At 41.2% G+C, this 21,537-nt stretch carries 20 protein-coding genes; 17 read left to right on the top strand and 3 right to left on the bottom strand.

Annotated elements, in window-relative coordinates; all coding sequences use genetic code 11:
* The first annotated feature begins 1 nt into the window (after window position 1).
* A complete protein-coding gene (locus M9H69_RS08815) occupies window positions 2-1,339 on the top strand; it encodes a PFL family protein (protein WP_250315430.1) in 1,338 nt (445 codons plus the stop codon).
* Between the two features lie 235 nt (window positions 1,340-1,574).
* Entirely contained in the window at window positions 1,575-2,270 is a 696-nt protein-coding gene (locus tag M9H69_RS08810) for a histidine phosphatase family protein (protein WP_250315429.1), read from the top strand.
* 288 nt (window positions 2,271-2,558) lie between these two features.
* Here M9H69_RS08810 and M9H69_RS08805 read toward each other — a convergent pair whose 3' ends face one another.
* Entirely contained in the window at window positions 2,559-3,122 is a 564-nt protein-coding gene (locus M9H69_RS08805; protein ID WP_250315428.1) for a methyltransferase family protein, read from the bottom strand.
* Between the two features lie 168 nt (window positions 3,123-3,290).
* On the opposite strand from M9H69_RS08805, the gene leuS reads away from it, so the two are divergent.
* From leuS to M9H69_RS08765, 8 genes are all read left to right on the top strand, one after another.
* On the top strand, window positions 3,291-5,792 hold the full coding sequence (gene leuS, locus M9H69_RS08800; protein ID WP_250315427.1) for a leucine--tRNA ligase: 2,502 nt from the start codon (window positions 3,291-3,293) through the stop codon (window positions 5,790-5,792).
* A gap of 173 nt (window positions 5,793-5,965) precedes the next feature.
* On the top strand, window positions 5,966-6,379 hold the full coding sequence (locus M9H69_RS08795) for a YjdF family protein (RefSeq protein WP_000407104.1): 414 nt from the start codon (window positions 5,966-5,968) through the stop codon (window positions 6,377-6,379).
* A gap of 499 nt (window positions 6,380-6,878) precedes the next feature.
* Window positions 6,879-7,745: an ABC transporter ATP-binding protein gene (locus M9H69_RS08790; protein ID WP_250315426.1), complete on the top strand. Its 867-nt coding sequence runs from the start codon at window positions 6,879-6,881 to the stop codon at window positions 7,743-7,745.
* Window positions 7,745-8,587 carry an ABC transporter permease gene (locus M9H69_RS08785; protein WP_250315425.1) on the top strand — a complete coding sequence of 281 codons (843 nt, stop codon included), beginning with the start codon at window positions 7,745-7,747 and terminating at the stop codon, window positions 8,585-8,587. The genes M9H69_RS08790 and M9H69_RS08785 overlap by 1 nt, the downstream gene beginning before the upstream one ends.
* 18 nt (window positions 8,588-8,605) lie before the next feature.
* Entirely contained in the window at window positions 8,606-9,061 is a 456-nt protein-coding gene (locus tag M9H69_RS08780) for a LytTR family DNA-binding domain-containing protein (protein ID WP_009729708.1), read from the top strand.
* Between the two features lie 9 nt (window positions 9,062-9,070).
* Entirely contained in the window at window positions 9,071-9,490 is a 420-nt protein-coding gene (locus tag M9H69_RS08775; RefSeq protein WP_250315424.1) for a DUF3021 domain-containing protein, read from the top strand.
* A gap of 93 nt (window positions 9,491-9,583) precedes the next feature.
* Window positions 9,584-10,279, top strand: a complete 696-nt coding sequence (locus M9H69_RS08770; protein WP_250315423.1) for a GNAT family N-acetyltransferase — start codon at window positions 9,584-9,586, stop codon at window positions 10,277-10,279.
* An 11-nt stretch (window positions 10,280-10,290) separates the two neighbouring features.
* A complete protein-coding gene (locus M9H69_RS08765) occupies window positions 10,291-10,707 on the top strand; it encodes a GNAT family N-acetyltransferase (protein WP_250315422.1) in 417 nt (138 codons plus the stop codon).
* Window positions 10,708-11,201: 494 nt separating this feature from the next.
* On the opposite strand, the gene M9H69_RS08760 is transcribed toward M9H69_RS08765, so the two are convergent.
* Both M9H69_RS08760 and M9H69_RS08755 read right to left on the bottom strand, forming a co-directional pair.
* Window positions 11,202-12,080, bottom strand: coding sequence for an AraC family transcriptional regulator (locus tag M9H69_RS08760; RefSeq protein ID WP_250315421.1), 879 nt, complete (start codon window positions 12,078-12,080; stop codon window positions 11,202-11,204).
* A 75-nt stretch (window positions 12,081-12,155) separates the two neighbouring features.
* Window positions 12,156-13,355 carry an L-lactate MFS transporter gene (locus M9H69_RS08755; RefSeq protein WP_250315420.1) on the bottom strand — a complete coding sequence of 400 codons (1,200 nt, stop codon included), beginning with the start codon at window positions 13,353-13,355 and terminating at the stop codon, window positions 12,156-12,158.
* Between the two features lie 218 nt (window positions 13,356-13,573).
* Between M9H69_RS08755 and M9H69_RS08750 the strand changes: the two genes are divergently transcribed.
* The 7 genes from M9H69_RS08750 (at window position 13,574) to rseP (ending at window position 21,523) form a co-directional block, all read left to right on the top strand.
* Window positions 13,574-14,182 (top strand): NADPH-dependent FMN reductase, encoded by a 609-nt coding sequence (locus M9H69_RS08750; RefSeq protein ID WP_250315419.1) that lies wholly within the window; start codon window positions 13,574-13,576, stop codon window positions 14,180-14,182.
* Between the two features lie 25 nt (window positions 14,183-14,207).
* Window positions 14,208-16,619, top strand: a complete 2,412-nt coding sequence (locus tag M9H69_RS08745) for a flavocytochrome c (protein ID WP_250315418.1) — start codon at window positions 14,208-14,210, stop codon at window positions 16,617-16,619.
* A 287-nt stretch (window positions 16,620-16,906) separates the two neighbouring features.
* Window positions 16,907-17,905 carry a Holliday junction branch migration DNA helicase RuvB gene (gene ruvB / locus M9H69_RS08740; RefSeq protein WP_284453896.1) on the top strand — a complete coding sequence of 333 codons (999 nt, stop codon included), beginning with the start codon at window positions 16,907-16,909 and terminating at the stop codon, window positions 17,903-17,905.
* Window positions 17,886-18,470, top strand: a complete 585-nt coding sequence (locus tag M9H69_RS08735) for a nucleotidyltransferase family protein (protein WP_250315417.1) — start codon at window positions 17,886-17,888, stop codon at window positions 18,468-18,470. The genes ruvB and M9H69_RS08735 overlap by 20 nt, the downstream gene beginning before the upstream one ends.
* Window positions 18,471-18,680: 210 nt before the next feature.
* A complete protein-coding gene (locus M9H69_RS08730) occupies window positions 18,681-19,439 on the top strand; it encodes an isoprenyl transferase (RefSeq protein WP_250315416.1) in 759 nt (252 codons plus the stop codon).
* A gap of 8 nt (window positions 19,440-19,447) precedes the next feature.
* Window positions 19,448-20,251: a phosphatidate cytidylyltransferase gene (locus tag M9H69_RS08725; RefSeq protein WP_250315415.1), complete on the top strand. Its 804-nt coding sequence runs from the start codon at window positions 19,448-19,450 to the stop codon at window positions 20,249-20,251.
* Between the two features lie 15 nt (window positions 20,252-20,266).
* Window positions 20,267-21,523 (top strand): RIP metalloprotease RseP, encoded by a 1,257-nt coding sequence (gene rseP / locus M9H69_RS08720; RefSeq protein ID WP_250315414.1) that lies wholly within the window; start codon window positions 20,267-20,269, stop codon window positions 21,521-21,523.
* Window positions 21,524-21,537: the final 14 nt, after the last annotated feature.

Genomic DNA, 21,537 nt, shown 5'->3' with positions numbered 1-21,537 from the left:
CATGGATATTAGACAAGTTACGGAAACCATTGCCATGATCGAGGAGCAGAACTTCGATATCAGAACCATCACCATGGGGATTTCCCTTTTGGATTGTATTGATCCAGATATCAATCGTGCTGCTGAAAAGATTTACCAAAAAATCACCACTAAAGCTGCGAATCTAGTGGCTGTGGGAGATGAAATTGCTGCAGAACTTGGGATTCCTATTGTTAATAAACGGGTATCGGTGACTCCGATTTCCTTGATTGGAGCAGCGACAGATGCGACTGACTATGTCGTTTTGGCAAAGGCACTTGACAAGGCTGCCAAGGAGATTGGTGTTGACTTTATCGGAGGTTTTTCGGCCTTGATACAAAAAGGCTACCAAAAAGGAGATGAGATTCTTATCAATTCTATCCCCCGTGCTCTAGCTGAGACAGAAAAGGTCTGTTCGTCCGTCAATATCGGCTCAACCAAGTCAGGCATCAATATGACAGCAGTTGCAGATATGGGACGTATCATCAAGGAAACAGCGAACTTATCAGATATGGGAGCTGCCAAATTAGTCGTATTTGCTAACGCCGTTGAGGACAATCCTTTTATGGCAGGGGCTTTCCATGGTGTTGGCGAAGCAGATGTTATCATCAATGTCGGAGTTTCTGGTCCTGGAGTTGTCAAGCGTGCCTTGGAAAAAGTTCGTGGACGGAGCTTTGATGTAGTAGCGGAAACAGTCAAGAAAACTGCCTTCAAGATTACTCGTATTGGTCAATTGGTTGGTCAGATGGCCAGCGAGAGACTGGGTGTCGACTTTGGGATAGTAGACCTAAGCTTGGCGCCTACTCCTGCGGTTGGTGATTCTGTGGCACGTGTTCTTGAAGAAATGGGCCTAGAAACAGTTGGTACGCATGGGACGACGGCTGCCCTCGCTCTTTTGAATGACCAAGTTAAGAAGGGCGGAGTGATGGCTTGTAACCAAGTCGGTGGCTTGTCAGGTGCTTTTATCCCCGTTTCTGAAGATGAGGGGATGATTGCTGCAGTGCAAAATGGCTCTCTGAATTTAGAGAAACTAGAAGCTATGACGGCTATCTGTTCTGTTGGGTTGGATATGATTGCCATTCCGGAAGATACGCCTGCTGAAACCATTGCGGCTATGATTGCGGATGAGGCGGCAATCGGTGTTATTAATATGAAAACAACGGCTGTCCGTATTATTCCAAAGGGCAAAGAAGGCGATATGATTGAGTTTGGAGGTTTGCTAGGGACAGCTCCAGTTATGAAGGTCAACGGGACTTCGTCTGTCGATTTCATCTCTCGCGGTGGGCAAATCCCAGCTCCAATCCATAGTTTTAAAAATTAATAAAAAAGGAGAGGATTTAAGATGAGTTTAAGGATGACTGTGTATACTATAATCATTAAATAAAGACCTCCTAACTTTATTTAATAGAAATCCTAAACTTTTTCATAATAATCTCCTAGGGAAGCTACCATGAGGGTAGCTTTTCTTTTGGATAATTTACAAATGTTGGCTTCACTTTTGAAAACCGAATATTTCTTTGATCCATGATATAATAGAAGAAAATGGAGGATAGAAAATGTCTAAAGTAAGATTGTATTTGGTTCGTCATGGGAAAACAATGTTTAACACCATTGGACGTGCTCAAGGATGGAGTGATACACCTCTGACTGCAGAAGGTGAGTTGGGAATCCATGAACTAGGAATTGGCTTGAGAGAGTCTGGTTTACAATTTGACCGCGCTTATTCCAGCGATTCAGGGCGGACTATTCAAACCATGGGAATTATCCTGGAGGAACTTGGCTTGCAGGGGAAAATCCCTTATCGCATGGACAAGCGCATCAGAGAGTGGTGTTTTGGTAGTTTTGATGGGGCCTATGATGGGGACCTCTTTATGGGCTTGATTCCGAGAATTTTCAATGTAGACCATGTTCATCAGTTGTCCTATGCAGAGCTAGCAGAAGGTCTAGTTGAGGTTGATACTGCAGGCTGGGCTGAAGGTTGGGAAAAACTCAGTAGTCGAATCAAAGAAGGCTTTGAAGCGATTGCCAAAGAAATGGAAGAACAAGGTGGGGGCAATGCTCTCGTCGTAAGCCATGGAATGACCATTGGGACCATTGTTTATCTGATTAATGGCATGCATCCGCATGGTCTCGATAATGGTAGCGTGACGATTCTTGAATATGAGAACGGCCAGTTTACAGTCCAAGTCGTTGGAGACCGTAGCTATCGAGAGCTCGGACGTGAGAAGATGGAAGAGACAAATAATCAATAGAAGTTAGCTCCGATTAGGAGCTAATTTTGAGTTAAAGGATATGATTTAAATCAATAGTTCCGAAAAAGTAAAAATTTTTGGGAGATGTTATGAAAGGAAGGCTAGAATTATTTTGGAGAAATAATACCCTAAAGTCCAACATAGTGGCATCCGATATAAACAGAGTGAAATCAAACTAAAAGGATTGAATTTTGCATAACGCAAAACTCAATCCTTCATTAAAGAAATATTTATCATGTTTAGTAATCAGTCAAATCTAGTTGAAAGGTATGTTATATTTGAATGAAATTACCAAATATAAGGGAAAATTCGATAGTGAACCTTTTGACAGTATGTTTCAAATGCTTTTCCAAAATGATTGTGTAAGGCTTTTTCTTCTACCTTTAATCGAATACTGTAACCAACTACCAATAGAATGAGACAAATAATAATTGTGAGAGGATTTAATGAAACAATTGACAAGCCAAGTATGGATACGATGCTACCAGTATAGGCAGGATTTCTTACTATAGAGTAGGGACCTGCTTCTACCAACTGTTGACTATCTGTTGTTTGAACAGCAAGTGTAAAATTCTTCCCAAGATAATTAACTGCATAGATACGTAATATAAAGCCGGCTAGAGAAAGGAGAATTCCAATATAGATCAAAAAATGTGGCAGTTGAGCTATAGAAGGTAGAAGTTGTTCATTCATTAATAGAAGACAACAAACAACACTACCAATAATGATGTAACGACTTCCTTTGTCTTCAGAGTTATTTTCATTGTTTGATTTTGTTTTCCTTTTAATCCATGTTTCTGTGATGATGAAAAGGAGAATGAACCCATATGCAAAAATCGTTTGTAAATCCATGATTATTTCCTCCAGCTAGCATTATACAACTTTCAATTTTGGTGGTCAATTAAAAGGAAATAGTTAGAGTATGTTTTGTAATAGGTATCAATGGAAACTTCATGATTTCATCTGTAAAAATCTCTTGAAAATGGTATAATAGTAACATCATAAAATTGGAGAAATAGCATGAGTTTTTACAATCATAAAGAAATTGAGCCTAAGTGGCAGGGCTACTGGGCAGAACATCATACATTTAAGACAGGAACAGACGCATCAAAACCGAAGTTTTATGCTCTCGATATGTTCCCATATCCATCAGGAGCTGGATTGCACGTAGGACACCCAGAAGGTTATACAGCAACCGATATCCTCAGCCGTTACAAACGTGCGCAAGGATACAATGTCCTTCACCCAATGGGATGGGATGCCTTTGGTTTGCCTGCAGAGCAATACGCTATGGATACGGGGAATGACCCGGCAGAATTTACAGCGGAAAATATTGCCAACTTCAAACGTCAAATCAATGCACTTGGCTTCTCTTACGACTGGGATCGTGAAGTCAATACAACAGATCCAAACTACTACAAATGGACTCAGTGGATTTTCACCAAGCTTTACGAAAAAGGCTTGGCCTATGAAGCGGAAGTACCAGTAAACTGGGTGGAAGAATTGGGAACGGCCATTGCCAACGAAGAAGTGCTTCCTGATGGAACTTCTGAGCGTGGTGGCTATCCAGTAGTCCGCAAACCAATGCGCCAATGGATGCTCAAAATTACGGCCTATGCAGAGCGCTTGCTTAACGACTTGGATGAGTTGGATTGGCCAGAGTCTATCAAGGATATGCAACGCAACTGGATTGGTAAATCAACTGGTGCTAATGTAACTTTCAAAGTGAAAGGGACTGACAAGGAATTTACCGTCTTTACCACTCGTCCTGATACTCTTTTCGGTGCGACCTTCACAGTCTTGGCGCCTGAGCATGATTTGGTAGATGCTATCGTCAGTCCAGAACAAGCTGAAGCCGTAGCAGACTACAAACACCAAGCTAGTCTCAAGTCTGACTTGGCTCGTACCGACCTTGCCAAGGAAAAAACAGGGGTTTGGACGGGTGCTTATGCCATCAACCCTGTCAATGGTAAAAAAATCCCAATCTGGATTGCTGACTACGTTCTTGCTAGCTATGGAACAGGTGCGGTTATGGCTGTGCCAGCCCACGACCAACGTGACTGGGAATTTGCCAAACAATTTGACCTTCCAATCGTCGAAGTGCTTGAAGGTGGAAACGTTGAAGAGGCTGCTTACACAGAAGACGGTCTTCATGTCAATTCAGACTTCCTAGATGGACTGAACAAAGAAGACGCTATTGCCAAGATTGTCGCTTGGTTGGAAGAAAAAGGCTGTGGTCAAGAGAAAATCACCTACCGTCTCCGCGACTGGCTCTTTAGCCGTCAACGTTACTGGGGTGAGCCAATCCCAATTATTCATTGGAAAGATGGGACTTCAACAGCTGTTCCAGAAAGTGAATTGCCACTTGTTTTGCCTGTAACTAAGGACATCCGCCCTTCAGGTACTGGGGAAAGCCCATTGGCTAACTTGACCGACTGGCTAGAAGTGACTCGTGAAGATGGTGTCAAGGGTCGTCGTGAAACAAACACTATGCCACAATGGGCTGGTTCAAGCTGGTACTACCTCCGTTATATTGACCCACACAATACTGAGAAATTGGCTGATGAGGATCTCCTCAAACAATGGTTGCCAGTCGATATCTATGTGGGTGGTGCAGAACACGCTGTGCTTCACTTGCTTTACGCTCGTTTCTGGCATAAATTCCTCTATGACCTCGGTGTTGTTCCGACTAAGGAACCATTCCAAAAACTCTTTAACCAAGGGATGATTTTGGGAACAAGCTACCGTGACCACCGTGGAGCTCTTGTAGCGACTGATAAGGTTGAAAAACGTGATGGTTCCTTCTTCCATGTGGAAACAGGAGAAGAGTTGGAGCAAGCGCCAGCCAAGATGTCTAAATCGCTCAAAAACGTTGTCAACCCAGACGACGTAGTGGAACAATACGGTGCTGATACCCTTCGTGTTTATGAAATGTTCATGGGACCGCTTGATGCTTCAATTGCGTGGTCTGAAGAAGGTTTGGAAGGAAGCCGTAAATTCCTCGACCGTGTTTACCGTTTGATTACAAGTAAAGAAATCGCTGCGGAAAATAATGGTGCTCTTGACAAGGTCTACAATGAAACAGTCAAAGCTGTCACTGAGCAAATCGAGTCCATGAAATTCAACACAGCCATTGCCCAACTTATGGTCTTTGTCAACGCGGCTAACAAGGAAGACAAGCTCTATGTTGACTATGCAAAAAGCTTTATCCAATTGATTGCACCATTTGCGCCTCACTTGGCAGAAGAACTCTGGCAAACAGTTGCAGCAACAGGTGAGTCCATCTCTTATGTAGCTTGGCCAACATGGGACGAAAGCAAATTGGTTGAAGACGAAATCGAAATCGTCGTCCAAATCAAAGGAAAAGTCCGTGCCAAACTCATGGTCGCTAAAGACCTCTCACGCGAAGAATTGCAAGAAATTGCTCTCGCTGACGAAAAAGTTAAAGCGGAGATTGACGGTAAGGAAATCGTGAAAGTGATTGCGGTACCGAACAAGCTGGTAAATATCGTTGTGAAATAAGATAGGAATCCTTCAGAGTAGAATCTGGAGGATTTTTAAATTGGATTATGCTATAATAGTCCCAACTAAGATAAAAACACAGTTCTGGTTGGTAGTCCAGACGTAGGCAAGCCTATCAGTAACCTTCCTCCTTGGTTGTCCATTCTTAGGGATAGATTTAAGGAGGTGCTGTCGTGGAAATCGTTTCAATTGGCTTGACAGTTTATTTTGAAGATGGATTTTGGCATGGATTGTTTGAACAAGAGTACGAGGGAACTTATCAAGTTTGTCGAGTGACATTTGGTCAGGAACCAAAAGAGGATGAAATTTTGAAACTTTTACAGACTCAGTTTGTTCGGTTATCTTTTAGTCCAGAGGCAACAGTCAAACAGCATGTGAAGATTAAGAATCCGAAGCGTCTGCAGCGAGCTGTAAAGAAACAGGTGAAGCAGAAAGTTTCTTCTAAGTCACAAGAGCTTTTACAGTTGCAGCACGAGGAACAAAAAAAGCATTCAAAACAACAGTCTAGTCTCCAAAAGCAATTGCTCAAGCAAGAGAAATTTGAACGCAAACAGCAAAAACGTAGAGAGAAGCACAAGGGGCACTAGTGACTCTCTCTTTCATAAAATAGAACAGCTCTTCTTGGATAACAAGAGCTGTTTTTGCTTGTATTGAAGATTTCTTTCCTAATAGATAGACTTATCGTTAATGGCAGTTTCAAATTCAGGACCATACTTGCTTACTTCAAATTCAATCCTGCCCCATTCAGCATTTTCATTTTACTAGAAGGGAGTGTGTGTCATGATTTCTGATTCATTTTTTATTGTTTGCTTTGGTGAGAACAATACTACCGACTTTTGGCTTTTTCTGCTAGATGTGGTAAAACACCTCTTTTATAGCGCATGTTTTAAAAAATAATGTTTGGTTGTAAGTGATTTTAAACTTCCTCTAGTGATTCGATAGGAGAAAAACGGTTGCAGCCTGAACCACTTTAACTTAGCCCCCATTATTTTACCACTTGGCCTTTCATTTTAACTGCTTATCTCAAAAGTCGATTTTTCTTTCATTCTTTTTGTTAAACTAGTGAGGTAAAGAGGAGGGAAAAATATGATTTTACAAGCTAAACATTTGACTAAACGGTACGGCAATCATATGGCTGTCGATGATATTCAGTTAGAGTTTGAAAAAGGAAGTTTCAATGCTATTTTGGGACCCAATGGTGCAGGGAAATCAACCACTATTTCCATGTTAATCGGTTTGAAAAAGCCGACACAAGGTCAAATTCGATATGCGCCAAATACGAAAATCGGAGTTGTTTTTCAAGCTAGTGTACTGGATGAGATGTTGACGGTTAGGGAAAATCTCACGATTCGTGCTCAACAGTATAAGGAGATTGCAGCAAGTCGTGTGGATGATTTGATTCATCAACTGGGTTTGACTGCTTTCCAGAAACAACTCTATGGAACCTTGTCAGGTGGGCAAAAACGTCGGGTTGATATTGCGCGTGCTCTTCTTTCGCGACCAGATATTCTTTTCTTGGATGAACCAACGACAGGTCTTGATATTCAGACTCGCAAATCCATATGGGATCTGCTGTATCGACTACAAAAGGATGAAGGGATGACTATTATCTTAACGACTCATTATCTGGATGAAGCAGATGAAGCGGATCAGATCTATATCGTTGATCATGGAAAAGTGATCGCGCAAGGTTCTGCGACTGCTATCAAAAGTCAGTATGCATCTAATATCCTAAAAATTCGTTTTAAGGAAATGAAGGATTTAGAAAAGTTGCTACAGACTGGAATGACAGTAGAGGAAGAAAACGAGTTGAAATATCTTTTTTATCCAAGGACGTCACAGGAAGCCATTGAATATTTGGCAAAAGTTCGAGAAGAAATTGATTCTTTTGAGTTTCGCCCAGGTACTATGGATGATGCCTTTATTGCACTTACAGGAAGAGAGGTTCGCTAATGCTAGCTTTATTGAAACGGAATTTTATCTTATATTTTCGTAATCGTTCGGGAGTATTTTTCTCATTATTGGGGGCATTGATTTCCTTCCTCCTTTATATCATTTTTTTGCAGAAGAACTTGACGGATGCTTGGTCCCAACTCCCTGATAATACGAACCTTTTAAATAACTGGCTGATGGGTGGGACCTTGGCTGTGACTGGGATGACAACCAGTTTTACGGCTCTTACACAAATGGTACAGGATCGTGAAAATCAAGTGGATCAAGATCTCTTCTTGACAGATTTAGGTAACTGGGGCTTACAGACGTCCTATCTAATCAGTAGTATTGTCATTTCTTTTGTCATGCAGGTGTTTATGTATGCTGTTATGAGTTTTTATTTTAAAGAGAGCCCAGTTATCAGTCATTTACCGGAAATCGCTTTGATTATGTTGTTAAGCAGTCTGCTTTCAAGTTTGGTAAATGTTCTCTTGGTTTACCGTTTTCAATCTGTAGATAGCCTTGGGAAACTGGCAACGATAGTGGGAACTGCCTCTGGATTTTTAGTAGGAACTTATATCCCTATTGGAGTACTACCTGATTCTGCACAGCTTTTCATGAAATGTACCCCTGCAACTTATATTGCTTCTCTTTATCGACAAGTCTTGATGAAAGATCGGTTAGAGACTGCATTTTCAGGAAACAACAGTCTGTTACAGGAATTTCAAGAAAAAATGGGAATCCAAATCAACTGGCAAGAACTATTGACAAAGGAAGAAACATACTTTATAGTGGTTATTATCAGTCTCGTCGCTATTCTTCTTTGGATTTTATTTGTTAAAGTGTTTAGCAAGAGAAAATAAAGATGTATTGGAGAGAAAATGAAGATTCGTTTTGAAATGAAGACAGAGTTTTCAGAAAAAGACCCACACATTTTAATTCAGGCAGCTCAGTTAACTGACCAAGCAAGAGAAGTCATGGAGTATTTAGAACAATTTTCAACGACTAATCAGGTGGTCATTCCTATTCGAACGGATGATCATCTGGTTATGGTGAAAATTGAGGATCTTATTCTAGCAGATATCGATAAGAATTTGTTGACCATTTATACGGTAGACGGGATTTATAAAACTAAGGAAACATTGACAAACTTTCAGAATCGGATTAACCGGCGTAACTTTATACAGATATCACGTCATTCAATTATAAACATTGACCATCTAGAGTCATTATCGGATAGTTTTTCAGGAAACATGATGGCTAAGATGACTCGGGGTATCAAATCTAGTGTGAGTCGGAAATACGTTAAGTCCTTAATGGATTATTTAGGTTTATAGGAGAAAATCATGAAGCGATTGATTGCTTATTTTGTATCGGGAATGCGGACGGCCTCCTTTGTTTATTTGAGTTTGGTGTTATTGGCTCAGTTTTATTCAGGTATCACCTATCCCGCACCAACGACAAAAAATATTCTAGCTTTGTTTTTGATGAGTGGAATTATGGGGGTATTGACCTTAATCCTTGAAAGGCTAGAGTTTCTTGCTTATAGTATGCGTGTAGGAGTTCATTTGTTAGCGACAGCTACTATTTTAGTATTGACCTACCTATTTTTTGGCTGGGGTTCAGCATTGTTGAGTCCCTTGCTGTGGTTCTTTTTCTTGTTAATTTATGGACTGATATGGTTGTACCAGATCTGGCAAACTCACAAACTCACCCAACGAATTAATCAAGCCTTAGAAGAGAAAAGAAAGAAAACGGATCACTAATGTAGTGTTGAGGATGAAGTTTGGGGAGAGTGCTAGTTTCCATATAGAGAAAATTATGATATAGTATTTTCAGCGTAAAACAAGGAGAAAGCTATGCCAGTAAATGAATATGGTCAGATAATTGGTGAGTCAATGAAAGGTTATACACCAGGTGAATTGCCTTCCATTGATTCCTTAGAAGGGCGCTACGCTCGGATAGAGGCTCTTTCGGTGGAGAAGCATGCAGAGGATTTGCTAGCTGTTTATGGTCCAGATACTCCTCGGGAGATGTGGACCTACCTCTTTCAGGAACCAGTGGCAGATATGGAGGAACTAGTTACCGTCTTAAATCAGATGTTAAATCGTAAGGATCGTTTTTACTACGTGATTATAGACAAGGCAACTGGTAAGGCCTTGGGAACATTTTCTCTCATGCGCATTGACCAGAATAACCGAGTAATAGAAGTTGGTGCCGTCACCTTTTCGCCTGCTCTTAAGGGTACGAGGATAGGGACAGAGGCTCAATATCTCCTAGCTCGCTATGTTTTTGAGGAGCTTAACTATCGTCGCTATGAATGGAAATGTGATTCTCTAAATCTGCCATCCAGACGAGCAGCGGAACGTTTGGGCTTTGTCTATGAAGGAACCTTCCGCCAGGCAGTCGTTTATAAGGGGCGTACGAGGGATACGGATTGGCTCTCTATGATTGATAAGGACTGGCCTCAAGTTAAAGCTCGTTTGGAAGCATGGCTGGCTCCTGAAAACTTTGATAAAGATGGACGGCAGTACAAGAGCTTGAGAGAGCTCTAAGAGGTGATGACATGATTAGCGTGAGAAAGCAAGAAGTTGTCAAGTTAGAAGATGTTTTACATCTCTATCAGGCAGTAGGTTGGACAAACTATACACATCAACCCCAAATGTTGGAGCAGGCTTTGTCTCACTCATTAGCGATTTACCTGGCACTTGATGGCGATGCCGTGGTGGGCTTGGTCCGTTTGGTCGGAGATGGTTTTACATCGATTTTTGTCCAGGATTTGATTGTTTTGCCTTGCCATCAGCGCCAAGGGATTGGTAGCGACTTGATGAAAGAGGTTTTAGGTGATTACAAAGATGCCTATCAAGTCCAACTAGTGACCGAACAGACAGAAAAAACCTTGGGATTCTATCGTTCTCTGGGATTTGAAACTTTATCTACTTATGATTGCACAGGAATGATTTGGGTGGATCGAAAAAGATAAAAAAAATTATTTTTTCTTAAGTAAAGTTTAAGTCTCCTCGTGTATCATATAGTTATTAGATAAAGACCTCCTAATACTCTTCGAAAATCTCACCAACCTTCGTTAGAGTCGACTTAGCTAACTATCGTTATGCTTACGTCTATCTGCCTAGTCTGATTTCGATTTTCATTGAGTACCCTTTATTTAATGAAATCCCAAACTTTTCTTTTTCATCATAATCTCCTAAAGAAGCCACCCAATCAGGTGGCTTTTTTATGGCTTGGAGAGGAAAATTCCATTCGAAAAAAATTTTTAAAAAAATGATAAATCAGAGAAAAAATTAAGTTAGCTTTAAGATTCATCTTGTATTATATAATCATTAAATAAAGACCTCCTAACTTTATTTAATGAAATCCTAAACTTTTCTTTTTCATAATAATCTCCCTAAAGAAGCCACCCAATCAGGTGGCTTTTTTGTTTGAAAAAACTCCTTAGAAAAGACTAAGGAGAAAGAATCATGTTTTCTTTTTAAGTTGTTGATTTCGATACTGTCTAGGTGTTAAGTGATAGTGCTGCTTAAATTGACGGTTGAAGTTTGAAAGGTTGGTGAAACCGACTTGGCTTGCAATTTCTTGAATGCTGAGGTTGGTTTGGACGAGTTTCTCACAGGATTTTTCAAGACGTAACTGGAGCAGGTAGTCCATACAACTGGCTCCAGTATGTTGCTTGAAAATACTCATAAAGTGATTTTTACTATATCCAAATATTGCAGCTAGTTGTTCGATATGAATGGGTTCTGCATAGTGCTGTTCAAGGTAGCAAATCACTTCTTTTAGTTTTTGGTATTTTTGATAGGTATCATCTGTATAGTGTCGATTGACATATCGATACTTAAAGAGAAGATGAAGCAATTCGTATAGTTTAGACTTTATGAGTAGATCGTAGTATATGCCTTTTTCTTCAAGGATAGAAAAGAGGGAAAGAAGGCAGGATTGAATTTGATCATAGGCTTTATCGCCTGGTGATATTTGAGGAGTGAGGCAAAAGTGGCCAGAGTGGAGGGGTTGAATATAGCGTTGGCTAAAACTGTCAATTTGACTTCTACCAAGATAATCTAGATGAATCCGAAAGCTGGTAGAAAATAGTTCTTGATCTTTGTGAGAATAGATAGCATGGAGAGAGGTCGGTTGGATAAGAAAAATATCTCCTTCACGACTTTCAAAGCGTTCTGAGTTGATATGAACGATGGCAGAACCCTTTGTAACGTAAATAATCTCTAGTTCAGGATGACAATGATAGATTGTGTCAGGAGACGTTTTGGATAGGATTTGTTTTTCAAAATCATATGGGAAGTCAGATGGGTTATCTCGTAAGAAACGTGAACGGTCTGCCATGGTAAATCCTCCCAATATACTATTACTACTTTTATTATACCAAAAAAACTTCCTTATCTAGGAAGTTTTCTAGATTTAAGCTTTCTTTTTCATATAAAAAATAGTAAGCATAAGTCCAATGAAGGCCAAAGCGATAGCCACATAAAAAGCTACACTATAATTTCCATTATTAGCCATTGCCATTTGAACAGCGACTTTGGGAGCGAAAAATGCTGCTAAAGAATATCCAGTGAAGACGATACCGTAGTTGACTCCCTGATTTGCAGGACCGTAATTTTCCATGACGATAGATGGGAAGACCCCCATAACACCACCAAAGCAGATACCAAGTCCTATAATTCCTAAGGTGAAGCCGAATTGACCAGGGACGATAGTTAGAGAGAATAAAGCTAGGACAATGACAGAATAGATAATCAATAAGGTCTTTGAACGGCCAATTTTATCAGAGAGTGATCCCCAGATAAAACGACCACTAGAGTTTGCAATGGAATAGAGAGAAACATAGAGAGCTGCAGTTCCTGCAGAGAGTCCAAACATTGATTGACCGATTGGCGATGCCTGAGAGGCAATCATCAAACCAGAAAAGGCGCCGACAAAGAACATGCTAATGATAATGTAAAACAGAGGGCTTCGTAGCATTTGTTTCCAGGTTTTATTAGTAGGTCCTTGCTTAGTTTGTACTGGAGCTTTCCAGCCTGATGGTTGGTAGCCGCTTGGAGCTGCCTTGATAAAGAAAATGGCACAGATGATAACAACAATATAGACTAGCCCAATGGTACGAAAAGCAAAGAAGGCATCTTGTTGTTGAATGAGATTGCTTGCGACTGGAGAAGCGATGACTGCGGCAAATCCCATTCCGCCTGTCAGAATTCCAGAGGCTAAGCCACGTTTATCAGGGAAGAGGCGAAGTGAATTGGAGAGGGCACCCGAATAGGCAAAACCTTGACCAAGTCCAGCCATTAATCCATAGGTCAAATAAAGCATGGCTGGTGAATTGGCATAGCCGGTTAAGTAAAATCCGCTAGCAAATAGGAGAGCGCCGAGGGCGATGGTCCATTTTACATAACCTTTGTCAACTAAATAACCTCCTAGAATCATGGGGATAGGGCCGATTGCAGAGTTGATAGCAAATGCTAACATAATATCTGACATGGACCAGCCTGTTGAACTGCTAAGTGGTCCGGCAAAAACAGAAAAGGAATAGACGGCACCTGTGCAAAGAAGAATGGCTGTAGACGCGACTAGAATCCGCCAACGATTGAATGTCTCTTTCATAAAAACATCCTCCTTAAATGTATATTTTTTCACCAAGACTATATCATAGTTAAGGAAGCCGTTCAATAGTTTATGAAGATATTTTGTTAATTTTTTCACGAACTTATACTAAAGTACGATAATCTGATAGAATAACACGGTCTTTATTATCAAGGATTTACAAGATTTTCTAAAGTAGTATAATGAAAGTAGATTAAATAAATGAAAGGGGTACCAAGATGAAACTAGTTGCTATCGTTGGAACCAATTCGGATCGCTCAACCAATCGGAAACTCTTGAAATTTATGCAAAAGCACTTCTCGGATAAGGCCGACATTGAGGTATTGGAAATCAAACAATTGCCAGCATTTAACGAACCTGAGGACAAGCAAGCACCAGTTGAGGTTCAAGCTTTTTCAGAAAAAATTCTTGCTGCAGATGGTGTGATTATTTCAACACCTGAGTACGATCACACAATACCAGCACCTTTGGCCTCTGCTTTGGAGTGGATTGCCTATACCAGTCGTGCCTTAATCAATAAACCAACTATGATTGTAGGTGCTTCTCTCGGTTTGCTAGGAACATCTAGAGCGCAGGCACATTTACGTCAAATTTTAGATGCGCCGGAGCTTAAAGCGAGAGTTATGCCTGGTACAGAGTTCTTTCTAGGTCATTCTGAGCAAGTACTAGATGATGAGTGTCATTTGAACAATCCTGAAAAGGTTGCAGAACTAGAAGAACATTTTTCAGAGTTTCAAAATTTTGTTGAACTAACAAAAGCTTTAGTAAAACCTGAAGATACAAATCGTAAAAAATCATTCATCTGGGAAGAATGGTTAAAAGCCTAGGGAATTAATGAAAGGAGAAGAGTCAATGAAATTAGTAGCTATTGTTGGGACTAATGCAAAAAAATCCTATAATCGCAACCTGTTGCAATTTATGAAAAGACATTTTGCTCAGAAAGCGGATATTGAGATTTTAGAAATAACAGATGTACCGATGTTCAATGAAACAGATGATCAAACAGATACACCTATTATTCAGAAGTTTAATCAAGCTATTTCAGAAGCTGATGGTGTCATTATCTCGACACCCGAGCACAATCATACGATTCCATCAAGTTTGAATAGCTTGCTCGAGTGGTTGTCTTTTAACATTCATCCACTAGACGGAAAGCCGACAATGATTGTAGGAGCTTCCTATGATATTCAAGGTTCTTCACGTGCCCAACTTCATCTTCGTCAGATTCTTGATGCTCCTGGAGTAAATGCAACAGTTATGCCAGGCAGTGAGTTTTTACTTGGTCGAGCTCATCGAGCATTTGATGATAATGGAAATTTAATTGATGAACGAACTGTAGATTTCCTAGATAGTTGTTTTTATCGCTTCCTTCGCTTTGTATCCGTTGCAAACCAACTAAATCTCCCTGAAGAAGTTCGATTTGAACCGGGGACTTATCATGTTACAACTGAAGGCCATAATGGTAAATTGCCGATGGATGTCACGGTTTCTGAGGACCGTATTGAAAAAATTGAAATCGATTCTTCTGGAGAATCTTCAGGAATCGCAGATGTTGTCTTTACTCGTATCCCAGCAGAAATCATTGAGGGACAAACCTTAAACGTTGATGCGGTGTCAGGAGCTTCTGTGACTTCAAATGGTGTCTTGGACGGAGTTGCGCGTGCGGTCAAACAAGCTGGTGCAAATCCAGATGTTTTACGCAAGCGTTCAAAAGCGCCATCTGCTCTAGATAAAGAAGATAAAACCTATCAGGCAGACGTTGTCATCGTTGGAGGTGGAGGAGCTGGTTTAGCTGCGGCTGCTGCAGTCTTACAAGCTGGTAAGAAGCCGATTATTGTTGAGAAATTCCCAGCAATTGGAGGAAATACTGTTCGTGCAGGTGGTCCAATGAATGCACCAGATCCAGCATGGCAAGGAACCTTCGCAGCTCATCCAGGTGAGGCACATACGCTTCAAGAATTGATTGCGATAGATGAATCAACGATTGACCCAGAATATCTAGAGGACTTTAGAGCCTTGAAAGTTGAGGTTGAGCAGTATTTACAGGACCCAAGCTATTTGTTTGACTCTACCTTACTTTACCGTATCCAAACCTATATCGGTGGGAAACGAAAAGATTTACAAGGAAATGAAATTCATGGCCAATACGATTTAGTATCTGTTTTAACCGAACGGGCCCTAGAGTCTGTTCGTTGGTTGGAAGACATTGGTGTTGAATTTGTTCGTAGCGAAGTGACAATGCCAGTTGGAGCCCTTTGGCGTCGTGGTCATAAGCCGGTTCAACCAATGGGGTATGCCTTTATATCTGTCCTACAAAAATATGTTCTAGAAAATGGAGGTAAGATCTTGACTGACTCTCCAGTTAAAGAATTGCTTGTAAAAGACGGGGCTGTCAAGGGTGTCAGAGCAGAAGGCCGAAACGGTCAAACCATCATTGTCAATGCAGATGCTGTTGTTCTAGCTTCTGGAGGATTTGGTGCCAATACCAAGATGCTACAAAAATACAATACCTACTGGACTGAAATAGCAGATGATATTGCCACATCTAATACACCAGCTGTAACAGGAGATGGTATTCTTTTAGGTCAAAGTGTAGGTGCAGATTTGGTGGGTATGGGCTTTAGTCAAATGATGCCAGTATCCGATCCAGTGACAGGAGCTCTCTTCTCAGGACTTCAAGTTCCTCCAGCTAACTTCATCATGGTAAATACTCAAGGGAAGCGATTTGTAGATGAGTACGGTAGCCGAGACAAGCTATCTCAAGCGGCGATTGATAATGGTGGTTTGTTCTACTTGATTGCGGATGACCGCATCAAGGAAACTGCTTACAACACTAGCCAAGAAAAAATCGATGCCCAAGTCAAGGCAGGAACTCTCTATCGTGCAGATACGATAGAAGAGTTGGCGGTTCAGATTGGTATGGATCCACAAGTTCTAGTGGAAACGATTAAGAATTACAATTCCTATGTAGATGCAGGTTTTGATCCTGAATTTAATAAAGGTAGTTTTGATCTCAAGTGTGAGGTTGCGCCATTTTACGCAACACCGAGAAAACCGGCCGTTCACCATACAATGGGTGGACTCAAGATTGATACTTCAACACACGTTTTGAACGAAAAAGGTCAGATTATTCCTGGTTTGTATGCTGCCGGAGAAGTCGCAGGTGGACTCCATGCAGGTAACCGTCTAGGAGGAAATTCGCTTACGGATATCTTTACTTTTGGACGTATTGCAGGTCAAACAGCTGTTCAAGAAAATTGTTAGTAATGGATTTAAAAATTAAGGGAATTTTAAGTCTCCTTGTGTATTATATAATCATTAAATAAAGACCTCCTAATACTCTTCGAAAATCTCATCAACCTTCGTTAGAGTCGACTTAGCTAACCATAGTTATGCTTGCGTCTATCTGCCTAGTCTGATTTCGATTTTCATTGAGTACCCTTTATTTAATGAAATCCTAAACTTTTCTTTTTCATAATAATCTCCCTAAAGAAGTCACCCAATCAGGTGGCTTTTTTGTTTGTAGGCTGGATTTTTGCTATAATAGGAGCATGAGTAGAATTTTAGATTATGAAATCATGGGTGATGAGGAGTTGGTAGAACGTACCCTACGTCCCCAATATTTACGTGAATATATTGGGCAGGATAAGGTCAAGGACCAGCTCCAAATCTTTATCGAAGCCGCCAAAATGCGGGATGAAGCACTGGATCATGTACTCTTATTTGGGCCTCCAGGTTTGGGGAAAACGACCATGGCCTTTGTTATTGCCAACGAACTGGGAGTCAATCTCAAGCAGACCTCTGGGCCTGTCATTGAAAAAGCGGGTGACTTGGTAGCGATTTTGAATGATTTGGAACCTGGAGACGTCCTCTTTATTGACGAGATTCATCGCCTGCCCATGTCGGTGGAAGAGGTACTTTATAGTGCCATGGAGGACTTTTACATCGACATCATGATTGGGGCTGGTGAAGGCAGTCGCAGTGTCCATTTGGATTTGCCACCTTTTACCTTGATTGGTGCGACGACCCGTGCTGGTATGCTTTCTAATCCTCTACGAGCGCGTTTCGGGATTACAGGTCATATGGAATACTATGCCCATGCTGACTTGACAGAAATTGTCGAACGAACAGCAGATATTTTTGAGATGAAAATCACTCATGAGGCAGCTGCTGAGCTGGCCTTACGCAGTCGAGGAACTCCTCGTATCGCCAATCGTCTCCTTAAGCGCGTGCGCGACTTTGCCCAGATTATGGGGAATGGTTTAATTGATGATGTCATTACTGATAAGGCTTTGACCATGCTAGATGTAGACCATGAAGGGTTAGACTATGTGGACCAGAAAATCCTTCGGACCATGATTGAGATGTACGGTGGTGGTCCTATCGGATTAGGAACTCTCTCTGTCAATATTGCCGAGGAGCGCGAAACGGTGGAAGATATGTATGAGCCTTACTTAATCCAAAAAGGTTTTATCATGCGGACACGATCTGGACGGGTTGCGACGGCTAAGGCATATGAACATTTAGGTTATGAATACAATGAAAAATGAACAAGAAATTCTAGATGCTTTCAGAGAAAATCCAGATATAATGACCATTCTGACCATTATTCGTGACCTTGCTCTGAAAGACTCTTGGTTGGCAGCAGGTTCTGTCCGAAATTTTATCTGGAATCTCTTGTCAGACAAATCGCCTTTTGACAGTGAGACGGATGTGGATGTGATTTTCTTTGATCTAGATGTTTCTTATGAGGAAACAGTATCCCTAGAGAAAAAGCTGAGAGAAGATTTTCCTCAGTATCAGTGGGAGTTGAAAAATCAGGTCTATATGCACCAGCACAGTCCCCACACTGCGCCTTACACGAGTTCTCGTGATGCTATGAGTAAATATCCCGAACGCTGTACGGCGATAGGGCTTCGCTTGCATGCCGACGCAACTTTAGAGCTCTTTGCGCCCTATGGTTTAGAGGATATTTTAAAGTTTCAAGTTTCCCCAACTCCTCATTTCTTAGAGAATGAGGACCGAATGAAGCTCTATCAAGAGCGCTTGTCCAAGAAAAATTGGCAAGAAAAATGGGAAAATCTGACTTTTTCGAAAAACTTAAGAAAAATTTAAGTTAGGGGCGGTATACTAGACTCATAAGTTAAGAGAAACTTAACTTAAACTCCTAAAACTTTTTCATAATAATCTCCCTATAAAATAAAGTCGCCCAATCAGGCGGCTTATTTTTTGTTTGTCTGCAAGCAGGGGCAGTAACTTAGCAATAGAAGAATAGAGGGAAATATGGTATAATGAAACGATAGATTTTTGAATAGGAATAAGATCATGTTTGGATTTTTTAAGAAAGATAAAGCTGTAGAAGTTGAGGTTCCAACACAGGTTCCTGCTCACATTGGGATTATCATGGATGGGAATGGTCGCTGGGCTAAAAAACGCATGCAACCACGGGTTTTGGGTCATAAGGCGGGGATGGAAGCCCTCCAAAAGGTGACCAAGGCAGCCAACAAACTGGGCGTTAAGGTTATTACGGTCTATGCTTTTTCTACGGAAAATTGGACACGCCCAGATCAGGAAGTCAAGTTTATCATGAACCTACCAGTCGAGTTTTATGATAACTACGTTCCTGAATTACATGCAAATAATGTTAAGATTCAGATGATTGGGGAGACAGACCGTCTGCCTAAGCCGACGTTTGAAGCTTTGACAAAAGCAGAGGAATTGACCAAGAACAATACGGGTTTGATTCTTAATTTTGCTCTTAACTATGGTGGACGTGCAGAGATTACACAGGCTGTTAAGCTGATTTCTCAGGATGTTTTAGATGCGAAAATCAATCCAGGTGATATCACAGAGGAATTGATTGGCAACTATCTCTTCACCCAACATTTGCCTAAGGATGTGCGAGATCCAGATTTGATTATTCGTACCAGTGGAGAATTACGCTTGAGCAATTTCCTTCCATGGCAGGGGGCGTATAGTGAGCTCTATTTTACGGATACCTTGTGGCCTGATTTTGACGAGGAAGCTTTACAGGAAGCAATTCTTGCCTATAATCGTCGTCATCGCCGATTTGGAGGAGTTTAGGAGATAATATGACCAAGGATTTACAAGAGAGAACACTATTTGCTGGACTGGCTCTGGTTATCTTCCTTCCCGTCTTGTTTGTTGGCGGGCTCTTGTTGCAGATAGGAATTGGATTGATAGCTATGCTGGCTGTTCATGAACTTCTGCACATGAAGGGACTAAAGACTATGACCATTGAGGGTACCTTGACCCTCCTTGCAACCTTTGCCCTCACAATCCCCTTAGAAAATTACCTAACTTTTTTGCCGGTTGATGGCAATGTAGTTGCCTACAGTGTTTTGATTACAATAATGTTAGGGACAACCGTTTTCAGTAAAAACTATACGATTGAAGATGCTGCCTTTCCGATTGCTGTGAGTTTCTATGTTGGTTTTGGCTTCAATGCCTTACTAGATGCTCGTATAGCTGGATTTGATAAGGTTCTCCTGGCTCTCTTTATCGTTTGGGCGACAGATAGTGCAGCTTATCTGACGGGGGTGAATTTTGGCAAGCATAAGTTAGCCCCGAGAGTTTCTCCTAATAAGAGTATTGAGGGCTTTGTTGGGGGTATTCTAGGTGCGGTACTGATAACAGTACTCTTCATGCTAGTGGACAGTACAGTTGCTCTTCCCTATGGAATTTATAGGATGAGTCTCTTTGCAGCCTTCTTCAGTGTGGCAGGTCAGTTTGGTGACTTGATTGAGAGTGCCATGAAACGCCATTTCGGTGTCAAGGATTCTGGAAAATTTATCCCTGGACATGGCGGTGTGTTGGATCGCTTTGACAGCATGCTGATTGTGTTTCCAATGATGCACTTATTTGGCCTGTTTTAAAGAAAGGAATATTGAATGATTGGATTGCTAACCTTTATCCTCGTTTTTGGGATTATTGTGGTGGTGCATGAGTTTGGACATTTTTATTTTGCCAAGAAATCAGGCATTCTAGTTCGTGAATTTGCCATTGGTATGGGGCCCAAGATTTTTTCCCATATCGGTAAGGATGGCACTGCTTATACAATTCGTATCCTTCCTCTAGGAGGCTATGTTCGTATGGCAGGCTGGGGTGATGATGCGACAGAGATCAAGACAGGAACTCCAGTCAGTTTAACACTTGCCGAAGATGGTAAGGTCAAACGAATCAATCTATCTGGGAAGAAACTTGATCAAACAGCTCTCCCTATGCAGGTAACTCAGTTTGACTTTGAAGACAAGCTCTTTATCAAGGGCTTGGTCTTGGAAGAAGAAAAGACCTTTGCGGTGGATCACGATGCAACAGTTGTTGAGGCAGATGGAACCGAAGTACGCATTGCCCCTCTGGATGTACAGTATCAAAATGCTTCTATCTGGGGTAAGCTCATCACCAACTTTGCAGGTCCTATGAATAACTTTATCTTAGGTGTTGTTGTTTTTTGGATTCTGATCTTTTTGCAGGGTGGTGTTAGAGACACTCAGACCAATCTCTTTCATGTCATGCCAGAGGGATCTTTGGCTAAGGTGGGCGTAGCTGAGACAGCTCAAATCACCAAGGTCGGCTCGCATGAGGTTAAGAATTGGCAAGATTTGACCCAGGCTGTGGAAGCAGATACCAAGGACAAGACCGCTCCGATCTTGGATGTGACTATTTCTGAAAATGGTAGCGAAAAACAAGTTACTGTGACTCCAGAAGAGAATCAAGGACGCTATATTCTCGGAGTTCAACCGGGGGTCAAGTCAGACTTTCTATCCATGTTTGTTGGTGGGTTTACAACCGCTGCTGACTCAGGGCTCCGTATCCTTTCAGCTCTGAAAAACTTGATTTTCCATCCAGATTTGAACAAACTCGGTGGTCCCGTTGCCATTTTTAAGGCAAGTAGCGATGCTGCTAAAAATGGAATTGAGAATGTCCTCTACTTCCTAGCTATGATTTCCATCAATATCGGGATTTTTAATTTGATTCCTATCCCGGCTTTGGATGGTGGAAAGATTGTGCTCAATATCCTAGAGGCTATCCGCCGGAAACCCCTTAAACAAGAAATTGAAACCTATGTCACCATGGCTGGTGTAGTTATCATGGTTGTCTTGATGCTAGCTGTGACCTGGAATGACATTATGCGACTCTTCTTTTAGATAATCGAGGAATA

It is taken from the genome of Streptococcus oralis (assembly GCF_023611505.1).
Classification (GTDB): Bacteria; Bacillota; Bacilli; order Lactobacillales; family Streptococcaceae; genus Streptococcus; species Streptococcus oralis_CT.
This window is presented reverse-complemented; position numbering and strand designations above follow the sequence as displayed.